This is a genomic window from Streptosporangium sp. NPDC000095, from assembly GCF_042899335.1.
Classification (GTDB): Bacteria; Actinomycetota; Actinomycetes; order Streptosporangiales; family Streptosporangiaceae; genus Streptosporangium.
This window is the reverse complement of the sequence record NZ_JBIAZS010000001.1, coordinates 718,900-737,855: the sequence shown is the minus strand read 5'-3', so window position 1 is coordinate 737,855 and position 18,956 is coordinate 718,900. Positions and strand designations below refer to the sequence as shown.

General features: G+C 70.7%; 17 protein-coding genes. 11 read left to right on the top strand and 6 right to left on the bottom strand.

Features of this window, described 5'->3' with window-relative positions; all coding sequences use genetic code 11:
* Positions 1-2: 2 nt before the first annotated feature.
* The 3 genes from ACFY3V_RS02980 to ACFY3V_RS02970 are packed head-to-tail and all read right to left on the bottom strand — an operon-like array spanning position 3 to position 3,012.
* Entirely contained in the window at positions 3-797 is a 795-nt protein-coding gene (locus ACFY3V_RS02980) for an ABC transporter ATP-binding protein (protein WP_350947369.1), read from the bottom strand.
* Positions 794-1,930: an iron chelate uptake ABC transporter family permease subunit gene (locus tag ACFY3V_RS02975; protein WP_362902506.1), complete on the bottom strand. Its 1,137-nt coding sequence runs from the start codon at positions 1,928-1,930 to the stop codon at positions 794-796. Before ACFY3V_RS02975 ends, ACFY3V_RS02980 begins: the two co-directional genes overlap by 4 nt.
* Positions 1,927-3,012 (bottom strand): FecCD family ABC transporter permease, encoded by a 1,086-nt coding sequence (locus tag ACFY3V_RS02970; RefSeq protein ID WP_389769367.1) that lies wholly within the window; start codon positions 3,010-3,012, stop codon positions 1,927-1,929. The genes ACFY3V_RS02975 and ACFY3V_RS02970 overlap by 4 nt, the downstream gene beginning before the upstream one ends.
* Before the next feature lie 87 nt (positions 3,013-3,099).
* Here ACFY3V_RS02970 and ACFY3V_RS02965 point away from each other — a divergent pair, with 87 nt between their 5' ends.
* Positions 3,100-4,119: an ABC transporter substrate-binding protein gene (locus ACFY3V_RS02965; protein ID WP_362902502.1), complete on the top strand. Its 1,020-nt coding sequence runs from the start codon at positions 3,100-3,102 to the stop codon at positions 4,117-4,119.
* A gap of 32 nt (positions 4,120-4,151) precedes the next feature.
* Here ACFY3V_RS02965 and ACFY3V_RS02960 read toward each other — a convergent pair whose 3' ends face one another.
* Positions 4,152-6,548 (bottom strand): helicase-associated domain-containing protein, encoded by a 2,397-nt coding sequence (locus ACFY3V_RS02960; RefSeq protein ID WP_389769359.1) that lies wholly within the window; start codon positions 6,546-6,548, stop codon positions 4,152-4,154.
* Between the two features lie 344 nt (positions 6,549-6,892).
* Complete coding sequence (locus ACFY3V_RS02955) at positions 6,893-7,324, bottom strand: ATP-binding protein (protein ID WP_362902499.1); 432 nt, start codon at positions 7,322-7,324, stop codon at positions 6,893-6,895.
* Positions 7,325-7,640: 316 nt separating this feature from the next.
* On the opposite strand from ACFY3V_RS02955, the gene ACFY3V_RS02950 reads away from it, so the two are divergent.
* The 3 genes from ACFY3V_RS02950 to ACFY3V_RS02940 all read left to right on the top strand — a co-directional run bounded on the left by ACFY3V_RS02950 (position 7,641) and on the right by ACFY3V_RS02940 (position 9,119).
* Positions 7,641-8,501 (top strand): helix-turn-helix domain-containing protein, encoded by an 861-nt coding sequence (locus ACFY3V_RS02950; protein ID WP_389770216.1) that lies wholly within the window; start codon positions 7,641-7,643, stop codon positions 8,499-8,501.
* Positions 8,502-8,738, top strand: coding sequence for a DUF397 domain-containing protein (locus ACFY3V_RS02945; protein WP_350947375.1), 237 nt, complete (start codon positions 8,502-8,504; stop codon positions 8,736-8,738).
* 111 nt (positions 8,739-8,849) lie between these two features.
* The gene (locus tag ACFY3V_RS02940) at positions 8,850-9,119 is read left to right on the top strand and encodes a hypothetical protein (RefSeq protein ID WP_350947376.1); all 270 of its coding nucleotides are present in this window, start codon (positions 8,850-8,852) and stop codon (positions 9,117-9,119) included.
* A gap of 57 nt (positions 9,120-9,176) precedes the next feature.
* Here ACFY3V_RS02940 and ACFY3V_RS02935 read toward each other — a convergent pair whose 3' ends face one another.
* Complete coding sequence (locus tag ACFY3V_RS02935; protein WP_389769355.1) at positions 9,177-9,758, bottom strand: histidine phosphatase family protein; 582 nt, start codon at positions 9,756-9,758, stop codon at positions 9,177-9,179.
* 126 nt (positions 9,759-9,884) lie between these two features.
* Between ACFY3V_RS02935 and ACFY3V_RS02930 the strand changes: the two genes are divergently transcribed.
* From ACFY3V_RS02930 to ACFY3V_RS02900, 7 genes are all read left to right on the top strand, one after another.
* Positions 9,885-10,772 (top strand): Gfo/Idh/MocA family oxidoreductase, encoded by an 888-nt coding sequence (locus tag ACFY3V_RS02930; RefSeq protein ID WP_362902493.1) that lies wholly within the window; start codon positions 9,885-9,887, stop codon positions 10,770-10,772.
* A 450-nt stretch (positions 10,773-11,222) separates the two neighbouring features.
* On the top strand, positions 11,223-12,176 hold the full coding sequence (locus ACFY3V_RS02925) for an ABC transporter substrate-binding protein (protein ID WP_389769351.1): 954 nt from the start codon (positions 11,223-11,225) through the stop codon (positions 12,174-12,176).
* Positions 12,177-12,544: 368 nt separating this feature from the next.
* Positions 12,545-13,510: a FecCD family ABC transporter permease gene (locus ACFY3V_RS02920; protein ID WP_389770213.1), complete on the top strand. Its 966-nt coding sequence runs from the start codon at positions 12,545-12,547 to the stop codon at positions 13,508-13,510.
* 181 nt (positions 13,511-13,691) lie between these two features.
* Entirely contained in the window at positions 13,692-14,465 is a 774-nt protein-coding gene (locus ACFY3V_RS02915; RefSeq protein WP_362902487.1) for an ABC transporter ATP-binding protein, read from the top strand.
* 227 nt (positions 14,466-14,692) lie between these two features.
* Entirely contained in the window at positions 14,693-15,304 is a 612-nt protein-coding gene (locus ACFY3V_RS02910; RefSeq protein ID WP_389769349.1) for an adenosylcobinamide amidohydrolase, read from the top strand.
* Between the two features lie 345 nt (positions 15,305-15,649).
* Complete coding sequence (locus ACFY3V_RS02905; RefSeq protein ID WP_389769346.1) at positions 15,650-17,239, top strand: hypothetical protein; 1,590 nt, start codon at positions 15,650-15,652, stop codon at positions 17,237-17,239.
* A complete protein-coding gene (locus ACFY3V_RS02900) occupies positions 17,239-18,840 on the top strand; it encodes a serine/threonine-protein kinase (RefSeq protein WP_389769343.1) in 1,602 nt (533 codons plus the stop codon). The genes ACFY3V_RS02905 and ACFY3V_RS02900 overlap by 1 nt, the downstream gene beginning before the upstream one ends.
* Positions 18,841-18,956 lie beyond the last annotated feature (116 nt).

The window sequence follows — 18,956 nt, the reverse complement described above, 5'->3', positions numbered from 1 at the left end:
GCTCAGGCGCGGGCGGGGGCACGGCGGCGGGTCTCGGGGACGATCAGCGGGGTGCCGCTCTGCGGATCCTCGATGATCTCGCAGCGCAGTTCGAAGACCTGCTCCACCAGCGCGGCCGTGATGATCGAGGAGGGGTCGCCCTCGGCGACGATCCGGCCGTCGCGCATCACGATCAGGTGGGTGGCGTAGCGGCAGGCCTGGTTCAGGTCGTGCAGTACGGCGACGAGGGTCCTGCCCCGCTCGTGCAGGTCGGCGCAGAGGTCGAGCACCTCGATCTGGTGGGCGATGTCCAGGAAGGTCGTCGGCTCGTCGAGCAGCAGGATCGGCGTCTCCTGGGCGAGCGCCATCGCGAGCCAGACCCGCTGGCGCTGGCCGCCGGAGAGCTCGTCCACGCAGCGCTCCGCCAGTTCGGTCACGTCGGTGGACTCCATCGCCGCCGCCACCGCGACCTCGTCCTCGCGGGACCACTGCCGCATCAGCCGCTGGTGCGGGTAGCGGCCCCTGCCCACCAGGTCGGCGACCGTGATGCCGTCGGGCACGATCGAGCTCTGCGGCAGCAGGCCCAGCCTGCGCGCCACCTCCTTGGACGGCAGCGAGGTGATCGCGGCCCCGTCCAGGTGGACCGTCCCCGCGCGGGGTTTGAGCATGCGGGCCAGGGCGCGCAGCATGGTGGACTTGCCGCACGCGTTGGGGCCGATGATCACGGTGAACGACCCGTCGGGGATCGTGACGTTCAGGTCGCTGGCCACCACGCGCTTGTCGTAGGAGAGCGTCAGGTCGGTGCCGTACAGTCTCAACGTCGTTCCCTCCGGAGTAGAAACACCAGGTATATCCCGCCGATCGCGGCGGTCATGATCCCGACCGGTAGCTGCACCGGTGCGAAGACGCGCTGTGCGGCCAGGTCGGCGCCGACCAGCAGGGTGGCGCCGGTCAGCGCCGAGGTGAGCAGGGTGACGCCGGGGGAGCGGGTGATCCGGCGGGCCAGTTGCGGCGCGGCCATCGCCACGAAGATCACGGGTCCGGCGGCGGCGACGGCGACCCCGCACAGCAGCACCGCGACGGCGATCGCCGTCGCGCGTACCGGCTCGACGCGGATGCCCGCGGCCTTGGCCGCGTCGTCGCCCATCTCCATCATCCGCAGCGGGCGAGACAGCCAGGCGCAGACGGGCAGGAGCACCGCCAGCGCGTACGCGACCGGGATCGCGTGCTCCCAGCCGCGTCCGCTGAGGCTGCCGGTGATCCACGCTCCCGCGGTGGCGGCGTCGTTGATGTCGGCGCGGGTGAGCATGTACCAGTCGGCGGAGACCAGCAGCGCGCCGATCCCGATGCCGACCAGGATCAGCCGGTAGCCCTGCACCCCGCGCCGGTAGGCGAGGGCGTAGACCACCAGTGCGGACAGGACGCACCCGGCGAGGGAGGCTCCGGCGATCTGCCAGGCGGTGCCGCCCAGGATGACGGCGGCGATGCCCCCGGTGGAGGCTCCGGCGGTGAAGCCGATGAAGTCGGGGCTGCCGAGCGGGTTGCGGGTGAGGCTCTGCAGGATGGCGCCGCTCAGCCCGAACGCGGCGCCGACCAGCAGGCCGGTCACCACGCGCGGCGCCCGCAGGCGGCTCACGATGAGTTCGGCGACCGGAGGCCCCTCACCGAACAGCGCGGCCACGATGTCGGGGATGGGAACGGTGAACTCGCCGGTGGACAGCGCGACGAGGCTGACGGCCAGTCCCAGGAGGGTGACGGCGGCCCCGGCGGCGAGGCCGCGCGGTGGGAGCCGCAGCGACCAGGAACCCAGGCGCAGGGCGGCGGGTGTCCGCGGTGAGCCGTTCGCGAGGTGGGAGGTCTCCGTGGCGGGTGCCGTCCGTGAGGTGACTCTCAGGAGAGGGTTCGTGCGGCGGGCCTTCGGGGTGTCCGTCCGCCGTGAGGTGATCTTCATAGCGCGGCGAGCCTCCGGCGGCGGGCGAGCAGGATGAACACCGGGGCGCCGACGACCGCGCACATGATGCCCACCTGCACCTCGCCGGGGGCGGCGACGACCCGGCCGAGGATGTCGGAGCCGAGCAGCACCACGGGGGCGAGCACGAGGGTGTAGGGCAGGACCCAGCGTTGGTCGGGGCCGGTGAGGGCGCGCACCGCGTGCGGCACGGCCAGGCCCACGAACCAGAGCGGTCCGGCGGCGGCGGTGGCGGCTCCGCACAGCAGGGTGACGGCGATCGCGGTGAGCCCGCGCGTGCGGGTCATGTTCACGCCGAGCGCGCGTCCCGCCTCGTCGCCGAGCGCGAGGGCGTTGAGCGGTTTGGCGAGCAGCAGTCCGAGCACCAGCCCGGCCGCGAGGAACGGGGCGAGCCGTATCGCGACGTCGCCGCTCACCCCGGCCAGTGAGCCGGTGAGCCAGAACCGCATCCGGTCGAAGGTCGCGTTGTCGCTCCGCAGGATCGCCGACGCGGCCGCGTTGAAGACCATGCCCAGTGCGACACCGGCGAGTGTGAGCCGTACCGGCCCGCCCCCCGAGCGCCCGGCGGAGCCGAGCGCGTAGGCGAGTGCGGCGGCGGCGGCCGCACCGGCGAACGCGAACCAGACGTAGAGGGAGGGGTCGCCCACCCCGAGCAGTCCGATCGCGACCGTCACCCCGAACATGGCGCCCTGGTTGACGCCGAGCAGTCCGGGGTCGGCGAGCGGGTTGCGGGTGAGGCTCTGCATCAGCGCCCCGGCCAGGCCGAGTGCCGCGCCCACGCCGATGCCGATCAGGGTCCTCGGTACGCGAAGTTCCCTGATGACCGTGTGGTCCGGGGACCCGTCGGGCGCGAGCAGCGCGTCCAGGACCGTGGACAGCGGGACCGAGCGCGATCCCACCGCGATACTGATCATCGCGAGCAGCACCAGCACGGCCAGTCCTGCGAGCAGCCCGGCCACGAGCGTCACCGGGCGCCTGCTCGGCCCTCCCGCTCGCCCGGGACGCGGCCCGTCCGGTTTCCCGGGCGTCTCGGACGCGGCCGTGGTCACACCGGCCCTGCTCACCAGGTACCCCTCTTCTTCGGTAATGCTTAGGCAAGGCTAATCTAACGTAGGAGTCAATTTAGGTAAGCCTATCCATTGGAGTGAGAAATGTCCCGACCTGTCCTGCCTCGGCGGGGGTTCATGGCCGCGGGCCTCGGTCTCGTGTTCGTCCTGGCCGCCTGCGGGAGCGGAACGGAGACGACCGCGGCGACGGGCGGCCCGTCGGCCGCGACCTCTCCCTCGGCGGGTCCCTGGACCTTCACCGACGACCGAGGCAAGAAGATCGATGTGCCCAGCCGCCCGGCCCGGGTCGTCGCCCAGGTCGGCGCCGCCGCGGCGCTGTGGGACTTCGGCGTCCGGCCGATCGCCGTCTTCGGGCCGCACCGGCTCAAGGACGGCACGAAGGATCCTCAGGTCGGTGCCGTCGACATCACCAAGGTCGAGTCCCTCGGCAACGTGTGGGACGAGTTCAACGTCGAGAAGTACATCTCCCTGCAGCCGGACCTGCTGGTCAGCGGCATGTACGCCAAGGACGCCCTCTGGTACGTGCCGGAGAAGTCCGCCGCCACCATCGAGCAGGTCGCCCCCACCCTCGGCGTCAGCCAGATGGACATGTCGGTACCCAAGATCATTGAGAGGTACGGGCAGGTCGCCGCCGCCCTCGGCGCGGATCTCGACGCCCCCGAGGTGGCCGAGGCCAAGGCCAGGTTCGACGCCGCCTCCGCCGCGATCGTCACCCCGGAGAACAAGGGCCTGAAGATCATGGTCATGGCGGGCGGGCCGGAGGCGATGTGGGTGGCCAACCCCGAGGCGCACGCGGACGTGCGCTACTTCAAGGAGCTCGGCCTGGACGTCGTGGTGCCGGAGAAGGTCGACGAAGGCGGCTACTGGCAGACCCTGAGCTGGGAGAACGCCGACACCTACCGGGCGGACGTGATCCTGGTGGACGCCCGCTCCCAGTCGATGCGGCCCGAGGAGATGAAGAAGAAGCCGACCTTCGCCGGGTTGCCCGCGGTCAAGGCGGGACAGGTCTACCAGTGGCACGCCGAGGAGCGCTACAGCTACCAGGGCTACGCCGACGTGCTGGAGCGGCTCAACGCCGACCTCGCCAAGGCGAAGAAGCTGTAGTCGGCACGCCCTCGCGAACCGACTCGTTCGGATCAGGCGTAGGTGCCGCGAACCTCCACGATGTCGGCCAGCGGGAACTCCAGGTAGTCGCCCGCCTCCTCGCACCACGCGTCGAGCACGCCGCTGCGCAGCTCGCCGTGGCTGATGGTGGCGGTCAGGCCGTCGGTCAGCGTGATCGCCGCCCGTACGCCACGGTCGACGACGAAGCCGAGCAGCGACTGCTGGGCGGTCGGCAGCCGGGAGGCCATGCGGCCGATGACCGCCCACGTCCTGCCGGCGGACTGGGACGCCTCGCCCTCGGCGACGAGCAGGCGCTGGGCGTGCTCGCGCGGATCGGGAGGCGGTTCCACCAGCGGGTACGAAGGCTGCTCCAACTCGGCCACCCTGCCCCCGGGAAGCAGGATGAGCCGCCCGTTCCGCGGCTCCTCGACGCGGGCCCTGCGGATGGTGATCTCACCGGTGTCCTCGATCGGCACCGGCGCGTAACCGTTCTCCCTCAGCGCCGCGAGGGTCTTGTCGGCGGGCTGCGAGCTGGCCAGCACGGTCGGGGCGAGCAGCCGCAGGCCCAACCGGCCCAGTCGCCGGTGCCCGGCGATCTCGGCGAGCAGCACCGGATCGGAGGCCTGTACGATGCAGGCGACCGTGGTCACGGTGACCTCGCCGTGCCGCCTGGCCACGTCGTGGACGAGGTAGTCGAGGGGCTGCGGCACCGCGCCCACCTCCGCCAGGTCCGCCAGCAGGCCCTCGGCGGTGTAACCGGAGTCCATGGCCCGGCGCACGCTGGCCGGGGTGAACCGCCACACCGAGGCCGCGCCTCGCGACTCGCGTTCGGCGGCCCGGTCGAGCAGTTCGGCGAGCTCACCGGCGGGCGGGCCGGTCACCACGGCGGTGAGATCGGCGCCGAAGAGGGCGCTGCGCCGCACACTGGCGAGCGCCCTGGTGGAGCACTCGACCAGTACGGGGTCGTTCTCCACGATGGGCGCCGAGTCGTCGATCTCGTCGCCGGGAAAGGCGTCGAGGCCGGCCATCGCCCGGCCGAGATCGGTGATCGTGTCGAGGGCGACCAGCCCGAGCACGCGGGCCTCCTCCAGCACGGCGGGGGCGCACTCGGCCAGCAGTGCCCGGTCCAGCAGCGGCGCGTGCCAGTGCGCGGACCTGACCAGCCCCGACAGGTCGGTGCAGGCGGTGTTGGCGGGCAGCCGGGCCAGCACGCCGAGCAGCGCCCGCCGGGCGCGGGCGACCATGGCCCCCGCCGGGTCGTCGCCGAGCACCGTGCCGTACTTGCCGTCGATCTTCCGCAGCGACGAACGCTCCATCCGCCACCACGCCGACAGCAGCACCCTGAGCCTGGCGGCGGCGTCGTCCAGCCGCCAGCGGTCGAACTTCTCCGTGGGCACCAGCCCTCCGGCGGGCTCGTCCCAGGCGAGCAGCCGGGCCACCGCGCACACCTCGAGCAGCAACCGGGTCTCGTCCTCGTCGCAGCCGGTGTCCTTGGCCACCCGCCGGACCTCGCGCACCCCGACCCCGCCCGCCTTGAGCAGCGGCAGCGGGAACTTCGCGGTGTTCTCCAACATGGCGGCACAGCGCTCCACCACGTGCGGTGCGGCGAGCGTCATCAGGTGGTCGACGGCCTCGGGGTCGACGGGGATGGTGGCGAGGTCGGGCGGGAGGGGGGTGAAGGGAGGGTGGTAGTCGGGGCCGCGCAGCGCGAGCGCCACCTCACGAGGCATCTCGGCCATGTTCCAGCTGGGCCGGAAGAGCAGGCCGTGGTCGGCCGCCCACTTCTCGGGAGATCCGGGCACCACGAACCTGCCGCCGTCCACGTCGCGGACCGGACCGTCCCAGGCGAACTCCTCCAGCAGCCCTCTCGTGCCGTCCGGGGCCTTCTCCAGCAGTGCGATGACCCGCTCCGGATCGGAGAGGATCTCGGTCACCCTGGTGACCGTGCGCCGCTTGGGACCCTGCGGAAGGCCGAGGGCCCTGGCCAGCGCGCGCAACGCGTCGGCGCTGACCGTCCAGGAGTTCAGGTAGTGGGGAATCGGGTCGCCGAGCCCGCAGGGCGCCGTCCACCACCGGGCGACCCCCTCGGCCACGCGGATGCGGCCCTCGGCGTCCGGCCACGCCAACGCGTGGTCGAACAGCAGGTCGAGCCAGGGGGCCACCTCGGCCTCGGGCACGCCCATGAACCGGGCCACCGTGTCAGGCCCGGCCTGCTCGCCGAGGGCGAGCGAGGCCTGCGCCACCTCCAGCGAGGGCAGCGGCAGGCCGCGCATGACCTCCATCACCGCGAAACCGTTGCCCAGCCGCTGCGCCAGGGTGTCCAGGCGGCGTGGCCACGGTGGGGCGATGGCGTCCAGCCGGTTGGCCAGAACTCGGGCGAGCCGTTCTTCGTCGAGGGTTTTCAACCAGCCGAGCAGGTGATCGTCCATCTCGCAGCTCTCTCAGGAATCTCGCGCGGGGACTCTCCGTGAGCCATAAACATCCACGGTAATGCAGAGGGCATCTCTGACGGCATCTACCGCGCAGAATGCGATGCGTTATAAAACTCTCCGCCCGGATCTGACCGGTCCCGGGGCCGCGAGACGGGAGAGGTGGCGGCCCCGGGACCGGTCGGCGCCTGTGAGAAGGGAAGAGGCGGCGCCGTCCGGGAGGGTCGGTAGAGGCTCGGGGGAGCGGAGAAGGTCGTCGGAGCCCCGGGAGAACCTCGGGCCCGGGGTGATCGGACCCGAGGGCGTTCGAGGGGCCCTCCGGGGAGAAGGGAGGAAAAAGGGGACTACGGGCGGTCGAAGGGATCCGGCTCTTCGCACGGGCCCGTCCGGAGGACGGCCCACACGATCTTGCCGTACGGAGCGAGCGGTGCCCAGCCCCATCGGAGACTCAGCGACTCGACGATGTGCAGTCCGAGGCCGCCGACGTCGAGGGGGCAGGGGTCACGGAGGGCGGGAAAGCCGGCCCCCGGGTCGTTGAGCGTGCAGGCGACCAGCCCGCCTCGCCGGAGCAGGGAGAGCCGGATCGGCTCCCTGGCGCGTGACTCGGCCAGCCTCAGACCGTGCCTGAAGGCGTTGGTCGCCAGCTCCGAGACCACCAGCTCCATGTTCTCGCCCAGTTCGGCGAGGTTCCAGCCGGTGAGGGTGCCTGTCGCGAAGCTGCGGGCGGAGTGGACGGACTCGGCCTGTGGTGGCAGGACGAATGTGGCGCTGGCCATGGCTACCGGGGACCTGGGAAGAAGATCACGCGCGGAATCGGGCCACCAGCCGGCGGGGGGCCACCAGTCGAGAGCCGTCCATGACGTTGACGCTCGGGGGGGCGCGGTTTGGGCGGACTGCACAGCCGTCATCATGGTGCAAACTCCCGTGCAGGTGCAAGAGCGAATGCACGTGCATAAGACCTGTGCAACCGCTACCGTTACCCCTGATTGGGTGATTACGGACGAAAGGGGATCTTGGTCATGGCCGAGGATTCTTTGGCCATGAAGTGACAGACTGTCGATCAGGAAAGCGAGCGAGGAGCACCACGTGTCCATGGATCCGCCCGGTACCGGTTCCACCGTTCGGCGAATCATGCTCGGCGCGAGCCTGCGCCGGTTGCGTGAGGAGAAGGGACTTGCCCGAGAGGTCGCGGGATTTCACATCCGTGCCTCGGAGTCCAAGATCAGCCGCATGGAGCTCGGCCGCGTCGGTTTCAAGACACGTGACGTGGAAGACCTGCTCACCCTGTACGGCGTGCTCGACGACGCAGAACGGCGCGGCCTGCTGGAGATGGTCCGCGAGGCGAACACCCCGGGCTGGTGGCACAAGTACGGCGACCTGTTGCCGAACTGGTTCACCACCTACGTGGGGCTGGAGGAGGCGACGAACATGATCCGCACCTACGAGGTGCAGTTCGTTCCCGGCCTGCTGCAGACGTCCGCCTACGCGCGCACCGTGATCCGGTTGGGCTACCCGGACGTGCCGGAGGCGGAGATCGAGCGTCGTGTGCATATGCGCATGCAGCGGCAGGATCGCCTGACGAGAAAAGACGGCCCCCGGTTGTGGGCGGTCATCGACGAGGCGGCCCTGAAGCGGCCCATCGGAGGTAAGGAGATCATGCGTGAACAACTCCAGCACCTGCTGGAAGTGTCCGCGCTTCCCAACATCACCCTTCAGGTGATGCCCTTCCGATTCGGCATGCACGCGGCCGAGGGTGGTGCGTTCAGCATCTTGCGGTTTCCCGAGTCCGACCTGTCGGACGTCGTCTATGTCGAGCAGCTCTGGGGTGCCCTCTACCTGGACAAACGTGAGGACATCGATCCATACCTCACGGCCATGGAGCAGTTGTGCGTGGAAAGCACCACGCCCGGGGGCACCGCCGAGATCCTCGGCGACCTTCTCAGAGAGATGTAAATGAAGCAGACCTACAACGGCATGCCCGCCACTGACCTTGCCGGGGCCAGCTGGCGCAAGAGCCGCTACAGCAACTCGACGGGTAACTGCGTCGAGCTGGCCGAACTGACGGATGGCAGCATCGCGGTCCGCAACTCGCGTTTTCCCGAGGGGCCTGCCCTGATCTACACACGGGACGAGATTCGCGCCCTGGTGCTCGGGGTGAAGGATGGGGAGTTCGACGGCTTAACGGTGTAACACCGTTTTTACATCGGGGCAGCCGGGTTAACCGCGACGCGCCGATGATGTAACCGGGGGAGTGGATCGGCACGGAAGAGTTTGAGATCACAGTGATTGGGGGCTCAAACCGTGCTCGACCAGATGACCTTGTATCCGGTGGCCGACGACGTGCTGTTCGCGCCAGGCGGTCGCGTCGTGATCCGCACTTACGGCGTCGCCTCGGCGGCCACAGGGGAAGGTGCGTCCACTCCGGTGTCCTACCGCACATGGGTCACCGGAGTGCGCGACCAGCCACGTTACTGGCGCTGGGGTCATTTCGAGGACGCCTGCCACGGTCATCGCAAGGTCCTCGAATGGTTGACCGGCCGCGGTCCCCAGCCCGTCGCCGCCGCCGCCTGACCGAGCCCTCCGTCTCCCGTACGACGTGACGGCGCCCGGCCCGGCGGTTTTTCGAGGTCAGACGGGGGCGTTCCAGGCGAGGATCACCGGCTCGCCGTGCTCGAAGCCGAGCCGGGAGTAGGTCCCGGTGTCCAGCCGGAAGAGCCGCCCGTCCTGCGGGGACAGCCTGAGCCAGCGGGCGCACAGCACCCGCAGGAAGTGCCCGTGGGCGACGAGGACCACGTCGCCCTCCACGGTCCCGGCGCGGGCGATCACCCGGTCGGCGCGGGCGCCCACCTGCTCCGCGCTCTCGCCGGGATGGCCGGCGTCGCCGGGAACGACGCCGTCACGCCACAGATACCAGCCGGGGCGGCCCTCACGGATCTTCGGGGTGGTGATGCCCTCGTAGCCGCCGTAGTCCCATTCCCACAGATCGGGCTCGATCTCGTAGTCCTTGATCCCGGCCAGCTCGGCGGTGTTCCTCGCACGACCGGCCGGGCTCACCAGGGCCAGGTCGAATGCCAGGCCCGCGATCAGCGGGGCGAGCGCCCGCGCCTGGTCCTCGCCCTTGGGGGTCAACGGCATGTCGGTGAGTCCGGTGTGCCGGCCGTCCCGGCTCCATTTGGTCTCGCCGTGTCGCAACAGAGTCATCTGATTCATGGTGCCCACCATCATGCCGGTACGGCCGATGCCGGTCGTCGGCGGCTCATGAACGGCTCACGGACGGCTCATGGACGGCTCATGGACTGAGTACGGACTGAGCACGGCATACCCCCGGAGCACGCGATGAGGGGGGAGAGAGCATGCGAAACTGGATTAGTGACGTTATCTGTAGGTCTGGTCGGCGCCGGACCATGGGCCGAGATGGTGCACGCACCGATGCTGGCGGCTGGTCCGAACACGCGTCTGGCGGGCGTGTGGGCCCGTCGCCCCGAGGCCGCGGCGAGGTTCGGCGCCCCGGTCTTCGAACGCATCGAGGAACTCTTCGACAACTGCGAGGCGGTCGCGTTCTCGGTGCCGCCCGCCGTACAGGCGGAGCTGGGGGTACGCGCCGCCAAGGCGGGCAAGGCGCTGCTGCTGGAGAAACCGCTCGCCGCCGACCTGGACGGGGCCCGGCGGCTGGCCGAGGCGGTCGCCGAGGCGGGAGTGGCCTCGCAGATGGTCCTCACCTGGCGTTACTCACCCGCCACCCGCGCCTTCCTTGCCAGGGTGTCGGCGATCGAGCCGTTCGGCGGGCGGGCGGCCAACGTCTCGGGGGCGATGCTCGGCGGGGCCTTCGCCACCTCCTGGCGTCTGGAGCGCGGCGCGATCCTCGACGTCGGGCCGCACATGATCGACATGCTGGACGCGGCGCTCGGCAGGGTCGTCGGGGTCCGGGCGCACGGCAACCCGCTGGGCTGGGTCGGCCTGCTGCTCGAGCACGAGACCGGCGCGGTGAGCGAGGCGTCGCTGTGCATGAGCGTGCCGGGTGAGAACCCGCCCTCCGAGGTGGAGATCTACGGGCGCCTCGGCAGGGAGTCCCTCGACGGCACCCGGCTGGGCTCCGACATCTTCTCCCTGATGCTCACCGAGTTCACGCGTACCGTACGGCGCGGCGGTGGTCACCCCCTGGACGCCGCGCACGGCCTGCGCCTGCAGGAGATCATCGCCGCCGCCGAGGAGCAGTTCGGCTGAGGGACGGCGGCGGTGAGTGGTTCGGCCGAGGTGGGACTCGGCTGAGGGTGGTTCGCCGAAGAGGCGAGGAACGGTTTGTCGCAGGGCGCGCGACGGAGAGGTTCGCCGGAGAACGGCTCGCCCGGAGGACGCGCGACGGAGAGGTTCACCGGAGAACGGCTCGCCCGGAGGACGCGTGTCGGAGAGGTTCGCCGGAGAGCGGTGCGCCGGAGGACGGGTGTCGAGGGCCTCGACACCCGGGGACCTTCGAAGGACGTTCTGGGGAATTGATACCGTTCGTCTGACGCGCAGCGTGAGCGAAGTCCGGTGTGAGTCCGGCGCTGTCCCGCAACTGTCATGACCCCGAGGGGTCGAGCCAGGTCGCCTCCGCCGCGTCGACGCAGACCCTCGTGGAAAAGGGTGACCCGTCTCTCCTGGGTCTCTCGGTTCCGGCAACTGAAAGGACCTCGTGTGAGGCCCGTACGCAGCGCCCTCGCCGGTGCCCTGTTCGCAGCACTGACCCTGGCCGGATGCGGCCAGAGCTCCCCGGCCCCGTCCCCGACCCTGTCCCCGACCGCCCCCGCGGCGGCCACTCCCGCGGCGGGCTTCCCCGTCACCGTCGAGGCGGGCAACGGCCCCGTCGTCGTCGCCAAGAGGCCCGAGCGGATCGTCTCGCTGTCGCCGAGCGCGACCGAGAGCCTGTTCGCGATCGGCGCCGGACCGCAGGTCGTGGCGGTGGACGACCAGTCCACCTATCCCGCCGAGGCGCCGAAGAGCGACCTGTCCGGTTTCAAGCCGAACGTGGAGGCGATCATCGCCAGGAAACCCGACCTCGTCGTGGTCGCCAACGACATCGGCGGCGTGGTGGCCGCGCTGGGCAAGGTCGGTGTCCCCGTCCTGCTGGAGCCCGCCGCGACCAAGTTCGACGAGGCATACGACCAGATCACCGACCTGGGGGACGCCACCGGCAACGGCGACAGGGCCGCCGAACTCGTCGCCGGGATGAGAAAGCGGCTCGACGAGATCACCGCCGCCGCACCGAAGGACGCGAAGCTCACCTACTACCACGAGCTGGACACCACCCCCTATTCAGTCACCTCCGACACCTTCCTCGGCCAGATCTACGGGCTGTTCGGCATGACGAACATCGCCGACAAGGCTCCCGACCCGGCCGGCGGCTACCCCAAGCTCTCCGCCGAGTTCGTCGCCCAGGCCGACCCCGATCTCGTCTTCCTGGCCGACACCAAGTGCTGTGCCCAGTCCAAGGAAACCCTCGCCAAGCGTCCCGGCTGGTCCAGGCTCTCCGCCATCAAGAACGACCGGGTCATCCCCCTCGACGACGACATCGCCTCCCGCTGGGGGCCGCGCGTCGTCGACCTCGCCGAGCAGATCGGCGACGCCGTTCAGAAGGTGTCGGCGGGCTGATCGGTGTCAGGAAGAAACGGCAGATGTCTCCTCCCCGCCTCGAAGGACGAGGGCCGCACCCCGGACCGTCGGTGAGTTCCGGCGACGCGACCTCCGGATCGTCGCCTTCGGCCGACACGGACCCCGGTGTCGAGGCGAACGCGGGCGCGGACGCCGGCATCGGTACAGCCACCGAGGCGAACGCCGACACCGACACCGGCATCGGTACAGCCACCGAGACGAACACGAACGCCGGCACCGGCACGAACGCCGGCACCGGCACGAACGCCGGCGCCGACGCGGTTCGGAAGGCCGATGCCCGGGGGAGGCAGGCGGCCAGGCTGCGCCCGCCGGTGGCGCTCGCGGCCGTGGCGGTGCTTCTGGTGAGCATGCTCGCCGGGCTGCTGGTCGGCGCGGCGGACATCGCGCCGACCAGCGTGATGCTCCAGCTGCTCGACTGGCTGCCGTTCGTCTCGGCGGACTCGGGACTCGCCCCGGTCGAGCTGGGCCTGCTGACCGAACTGCGGCTGCCCCGGGTCCTGCTCGCCGCGATCGTCGGCGGCCTGCTGGCCGTCGCGGGAGCCGGATACCAGGGCGTCTTCCGTAACCCGCTCGCCGATCCCTACCTGCTGGGGGCCGCGGCGGGCGCCGGTCTCACCACCACGGCGGCGATCGTCTTCACCGGTGGCGACGTCGAGGCGATCGGCATCCCCGCCGCGGCCTTCACCGGGGCCGTCGGCGGCGTGCTGCTCGCCTACGCGCTGGGCAGCGCGGCGGGCCGGGGCGGCGGCACCGCGACGCTGGTACTCGCGGGCGTCGCGGTCACCTCCTTCCTCACCGCCGTCCAGACGTTCCTGCAGCAGCTCAAGGTGGAGGAGCTCCAGCGCATCTACGCCTGGATCCTCGGCGACGTCGGCGGCGGCTGGGGCCAGGTCACCCTCGTCGTCCCGTACGCCGCCGTCTCCGTGGTGGTCATGCTGCTTCACGGCAGGCTTCTCGACGTTCTCTCGGTCGGCGACGACGAGGCGGTCACCCTCGGCCTGAACGCGACCCGCGTCCGCCTCGTCGTGCTGCTCGCCGCCTCCCTCGCCACCGCGGCGGCCGTCGCGGTGAGCGGGCTGATCGGCTTCGTCGGCATCGTCGTGCCGCACGTGGTCCGTCGCCTCGCCGGGTCGTCGTACCGGATCGTGCTGCCGATCTCGCTCATCGGCGGGGCCGCCTTCCTCGTCCTCGCCGACCTGATCGCCAGGACCGTACTCGCCCCCGCCGAGCTGCCCATCGGGGTGGTGACCGCGTTCGTCGGCGCACCGTTCTTCGTGGCTGTGCTGCGCGTGACCCGCAGGGTCGAGACATGAGGCGGCGCGTGCCCTGCGGGGGCGAGACCATGAGGCGCGTGCCCTGCGGGGGCGAGACCATGAGGCGCGTGCCCGGAACCGGGCCCATGGAGCCGTACGTGGTCCGGAAGAAGAAGGCGCGGCTTCGCCCGGACGGTGGGTGCGCGGCCGTGACCCGCGCGCCGCGCGAAGGGGAGACGCGGTGAGTCACCTGGTGGTGCGGGACCTGTCGGTGGTGCTGGATCGGCACCCGGTGCTGTCCGGCGTCGGGCTCGACGTACGGACCGGCGGATGGCTGGCCGTCATCGGGGCCAACGGCGCGGGCAAGTCCACTTTGCTGCGGGCCCTGGCGGGGGTGCTGCCCTTCGAGGGGGATGCGCTCGTCGACGACGTGCCGCTGCGGCGGCTCAAGGCCAGGGAGCGGGCCGGGCTGCTCGCCTACGCCCCGCAGTCCCCGGCGCTGCCGGCCGACATGACCGTGTTCGACTACGCCCTGCTCGGCCGCACCCCGTACATCCCCTACCTGGGCCGCGAGAGCCGGCACGACCGCGAGGTGACCGTCTCGGTGCTGGAGCGGCTGGACCTGTCGCCCCTCGCCGCCCGCCCGCTCGCCCGCCTGTCCGGTGGCGAGCGTCAGCGCGTCGTGCTCGCCAGGGCGCTGGTCCAGCAGGCCCGGGTGCTCCTGCTCGACGAGCCCACCACGGCCCTCGATCTGGGACACCAGCAGCAGGTGCTGGAACTCGTGGACCGGCTCAGGCTGGCCGACGGGCTCACCGTCGTCACGACGCTCCACGACCTGAGCCTGGCGGGTCAGTACGCCGACTCGATGATGCTGCTCTCCGGCGGACGGGTGGCCGCCTCGGGTGCCCCGGCCGAGGTGCTGACGGGCGAGCTGATCGGTGAGCACTTCGACGCCCGTGTGCGTGTCGCGGCGGGTCCCGGCGGCAGGCCCGAGGTCCATCTGGAGCGTCCTTGAGCGAGATGGGAAATCGTCCGGAGGCGTTCGTGAGCGGCTACGAGGTCCGGCCGGAGGTCCCGGAGCGGATCCGAGGTTCACGCGAAGCATCACCGGGACCCTCGCCGACACACGGAGCGTCTTCGGGACCCTTCCCGACACATGGAGCATCTCCGAGACAGTCGCCGACACATGGAGCGTCCCCGAGACTGAGCCATCGCGACGAGGACGGCGCGCGGCTCGCCTCGTTGCTGTGGGAGTTCGGGCCAGGATGGCGGGCGATCTCCTCGGCGATGGTCGGCGGCGGCATCGGCCCGGTCGCCTGGGTGCTCAACGCGCAGGTGGTCGCCGGATACTCGCGGATGGACCCGGTGGACCACCTCCTGGAGCTCGCTCCGCCCGGCCCCGGGGTCGGCATGCTCACCGCGGCCTCGGTCGAGCACTTCACCCGGGCCCACGACGGGGGAGCGGAGGTGGTGGCGACCGTCGGCCTGCGCGTCCCCACCTGGGCCGCCGCCCCCGAGGGCGCCGCCGACCCCGAACTGGCCCCCATGCTGCTGCCGGGAACGATCAACATCGTCGTCGCCGTCCCGGTCGCGATGAGCGACGCCGCCCTGGTCAACACGGTCATGACGGTGACCGAGGCGAAGACCCAGGCACTACTGGAGGCCGGTTTCCCCTGCACCGGCACCGCCTCCGACGCCGTCTGCGTGGTCGCCCCCGAGCGCGTTCCCGGGGGCCCGGAGGAGCTCTTCGGTGGTCCCCGCTCCACCTGGGGCGCCCGCGTAGCCCGCGCCGTCCACACCGCCGTCCGACAGGGCGCCCACCGATGGGCGAACCGTGATGCGCCGGCTACTTAAAGTAGGAGAATCGCGGGAAGTGACATGTGGGCGAGGGCGAGACTCCCGATACTGAGCGGGTGACCGCGATGGCGCCGAAAGGGCCGGGCCGCTTTGGGTGATCTTCGATCGGTATACGTTGTCGCGCCGGAGGGGCCGCCGGGATTAGACTTTGCGTAACTGTCCGCGACGGGGCGTGGGCGTGACGATAGGCCGTAAGACGGGATGGGCGAAGCGGGGTGGCGATGCCCTGCTCATGGCCTTTTACTGGTGATGGCGGAAAGAAAGTCAAGTCCTACGGGCCTGGACGGTTCACTTATTCACCCCCGTTTGCGACCCTGGTCCTATCCCCTGTAGGGAGTGGCGATGCGGCGGTTCGGTTCGGCGCTGGCGGTGCTCGGAGGGCTCTGTCTGGCGATCGCCGGGGTGGCTCCCGCCCTGGCTCATGAGCATCCCAGCGGGATCACCGACCTGGTGACCCCCGCGGTGGTCAGGATCGAGGCGACGGCGCGGGTCGACATCACGCTGCTCGACCACATCGGTGAGCTGGTCCACGTGGAGCGTTCCTACGAGGTGCCGATCGGCAGCGGCACCGGCACCGTGATCAACCCCGACGGGGGCATGGTCACCCTCACCCGGGTGGTCAGGACCGACCGCGACGTCCGGATCTACGCGGCCAACAAGATCTTCGCTGCGCACCACAAGGTCAAGATCCCCGAGGACTTCGAGCGGCACAGGCTCAAGGACGACCAGCTCGACCACCACCTGCAGGAGTGTTACCCGCCCAAGCAGCCCACCGCCACCTGCATCATCGACGTCACCACCGAGATCACGGTCTTCCCCAACATCTCTCCCCCCGACAAGGAGGGGTTCAAGGCGGAGATCGTCCGTGTCGGTGACAAGCCGGACAGTCCCGCGGTGCTGAGCCCCGTCGGCCGCGCGGACGGGAGCGCGGGCCTGCCCACCGCCCCGCTCGCCGCCGTGGTGCCCGCCAAGGAGGGCTCGCCGGTGGCGGTCGCCGGGTTCACCGGGCGGCCCGCAGCGAACCTGCCGGAGACCGTCGACATCGCCCACCTGCGGGCGGGCGGCGCGGGGGAGAGCGGCCGGCAGTTCAAGGACCCGGAGAACAAGGTCAACGAGCCGGAGAAGCTGGGAGCCCTGATCGACAAGGGCCTGCTCGGTGGTCCGGTGATCGAGGACAAGAAGGGCGAGGTCGTCGGACTGCTGATCGGCGGCGGCAAGGACGCCCGGATGATCGGCATCCGTGAGATCACCAAGGCCCTCGCCGAGGCGGACGTCACGCCCGCCCGGGGCTCGATCGACGCCGCCTTCGAGCAGGCGCTGACCCGCTTCCACACCCATTACTACGGCGACGCCGTCCCCGCCTTCCAGCGCGTGCTCGAGCTCTACCCCGGCCACATCGTGGCGGCGGCGCACCTGAAGACGTCGCAGGCCAAGCGGGGCACGGCGGAGGACGAGGCGACCAAGAGGGCGGCCGCCTCCACCGATCTGCCCAAGAGCACGCCCCTGTGGCCGTTCCTGGTCGGCGGTGGCCTGCTGGTGCTCGTCGTGCTGGTCATCGCGATCCTGCTCTGGCGCCGTGGGTCGCAGGATCCCGACCCCGAGCCCGAGCCGAGTCCGGCCGCCAAGACCGGGCCCACGGTCCCGGCCTCGCCACCGATACCGATACCGCCGCGACCGGCCTTCGACGAGCAGGCCGACTCCACGGTCGTCGTCGGCCGGTCCTTCCCGGCGCTGCCCAAGATCTCCTCCACCCCCGGTCAGCCGGTGCTGGTGGCACGCGATCCCGGCCACAACACGGCCCCGGGCTCCGGCACGGCACCGGGCACGAAACCCGGAGAGACGATGGTGCAGAAATACTGCACGGGTTGCGGAATGCGACTGGGCCCCGCCCACAGCTTCTGCGGCTACTGCGGCCAGCCGACCAAGACGTGATGTCCATGAACGACAGGGCGCTGATCGGCCGGGAAGTGGCCGGCTACCAGGTCGAGGACATCATCGGCAAGGGCGGCATGGCCGTGGTCTATCTCGCGATCGACCCCAGGCTCAACCGCAGGGTGGCACTGAAGATCCTCAATCCGCTTCTCGGTGAGGACGACAGGTTCCGCCAGCGCTTCGTGCTGGAGTCGCGCACGGTCGCGAGCATCGACCACCCCAACATCATCCCGATCTACGAGGCCGACAGCGCCGAGGACGGCACCCTCTACATCGCGATGCGTTACGTCGACGGCCCCGACCTGCGCAAGCTCTTCTACGACCGGGGGCCGATGCCGGTCAGCCAGGTCAGCCGGATCTTCGCCCAGGTGGCCGCCGCGCTCGACACCGCGCACGCCCACGACCTGGTCCACCGCGACGTCAAGCCCGCCAACATCCTGATCGCCGGTCACGCCGACGGCGACCACGCCTACCTCACCGACTTCGGCATCACCAAGCACCGCACCTCGATCTCCGGGCTGACCCAGACCAACCAGTTCATCGGCACCCCCCGCTACATGTCGCCCGAGCAGATCAACAAGGAGCACATCGACGGCCGCTGCGACCAGTACGGCCTGGCCTGCGTGGTCTACGAGGCCCTGTCGGGGCGGCTGCCCTTCCAGCGCGACAACGAGATCGCCCTGCTGTGGGCGCATCTCGCCGAGACGCCCACGCCGCTCACCACGCTCCGCCCCGAGCTGCCGCTCGAAGTCGACGGTGTGATGATGCGGGCCCTGGCCAAGTCGCCCGAGCAGCGCTACGACACCTGCGGCCAGTTCGTCGCCGAGCTGCGTGACGCGATCAGCGGCGCCGGGCAGCCGTACCAGCTCGCGCAGGCTCCCTCGGCGTCGTCGGCGGTGTCGCCGACAGTATCTCCGGCGGTGTCGTCGGCGGTGTCCGAGACGACCGAGGTGTCCGGGAAACGAAAAGGGCCCAAGGGACGCCCGTCCGGGGGGAAGGGCATCCTCATCGGCGCGGCCGTGGCGATCACGGCGATCGTCGCGCTGGTGGCGGTGCTCGCCACGTTCCTGCGCGGCGGCGACACCTGGGTGGCGTACCCGGGCTCCTCCGCGGTGCCGGTCGCCTTCCAGCACCCCGGGACCTGGACCCTTGAGCCGCACGCCGACGTGTTCGTGGTGGCTTCCCCGAAGGTGGAGCAGTTCCGCGCGCTGTTCGCCACACCCGTCACCGCCGACTGGGCCGCGGCGAACGAGATCATCAAGGACGCCCCGCAGGACGCCACCGGCCTGTACGCGCAGACCCTCGACACCCTCGACCCGCTCGGCGGCGCCAAGCAGCTGCAGGAGACCCTGCAGTCCTCGCTTCCCGGAACGGTCAGCGTCTTCTCCCAGGTCGTGCAGGTGAGCGTGGGTGGGCAGAACGCCGCGCGCCTGCAGGGGACGATCGCCGACCCACAGCGCGGCGGTCAGCTCGAATTCACCGGCTGGGTCGTCGAACGGCATGACGAGCCCGCCATCCTGATCTACTTCTGCGCGTCCGGCAGGTGCGATGACGCGGTCGCCAACAGGTTCGTGCGGAGTGTCTCGTTCCCGGCGTTCTGACCCGTTGACTTGTGTCCGACTTGTGAGCGGCTTGACCGGGCGTTTTGTCCTATGGGCAAGACGGTCGCCAGGCTTTAGTCTCCCCGCAGGGCGGCTCTCCTTCCCCTTCGGTACCG

Bases quoted from the DNA above. Each gene is read 5' to 3' on its own strand.
- ACFY3V_RS02975 (WP_362902506.1), bottom strand. From the start codon at position 1,930: ATGAAGATCACCTCACGGCGGACGGACACCCCGAAGGCCCGCCGCACG.
- ACFY3V_RS02965 (WP_362902502.1), top strand. From the start codon at position 3,100: ATGTCCCGACCTGTCCTGCCTCGGCGGGGGTTCATGGCCGCGGGCCTC.
- ACFY3V_RS02960 (WP_389769359.1), bottom strand. From the start codon at position 6,548: ATGGACGATCACCTGCTCGGCTGGTTGAAAACCCTCGACGAAGAACGG.
- ACFY3V_RS02955 (WP_362902499.1), bottom strand. From the start codon at position 7,324: ATGGCCAGCGCCACATTCGTCCTGCCACCACAGGCCGAGTCCGTCCAC.
- ACFY3V_RS02950 (WP_389770216.1), top strand. From the start codon at position 7,641: ATGGATCCGCCCGGTACCGGTTCCACCGTTCGGCGAATCATGCTCGGC.
- ACFY3V_RS02945 (WP_350947375.1), top strand. From the start codon at position 8,502: ATGAAGCAGACCTACAACGGCATGCCCGCCACTGACCTTGCCGGGGCC.
- ACFY3V_RS02935 (WP_389769355.1), bottom strand. From the start codon at position 9,758: ATGAATCAGATGACTCTGTTGCGACACGGCGAGACCAAATGGAGCCGG.
- ACFY3V_RS02930 (WP_362902493.1), top strand. From the start codon at position 9,885: ATGAGGGGGGAGAGAGCATGCGAAACTGGATTAGTGACGTTATCTGTA.
- ACFY3V_RS02920 (WP_389770213.1), top strand. From the start codon at position 12,545: ATGCTCGCCGGGCTGCTGGTCGGCGCGGCGGACATCGCGCCGACCAGC.
- ACFY3V_RS02905 (WP_389769346.1), top strand. From the start codon at position 15,650: ATGCGGCGGTTCGGTTCGGCGCTGGCGGTGCTCGGAGGGCTCTGTCTG.
- ACFY3V_RS02900 (WP_389769343.1), top strand. From the start codon at position 17,239: ATGTCCATGAACGACAGGGCGCTGATCGGCCGGGAAGTGGCCGGCTAC.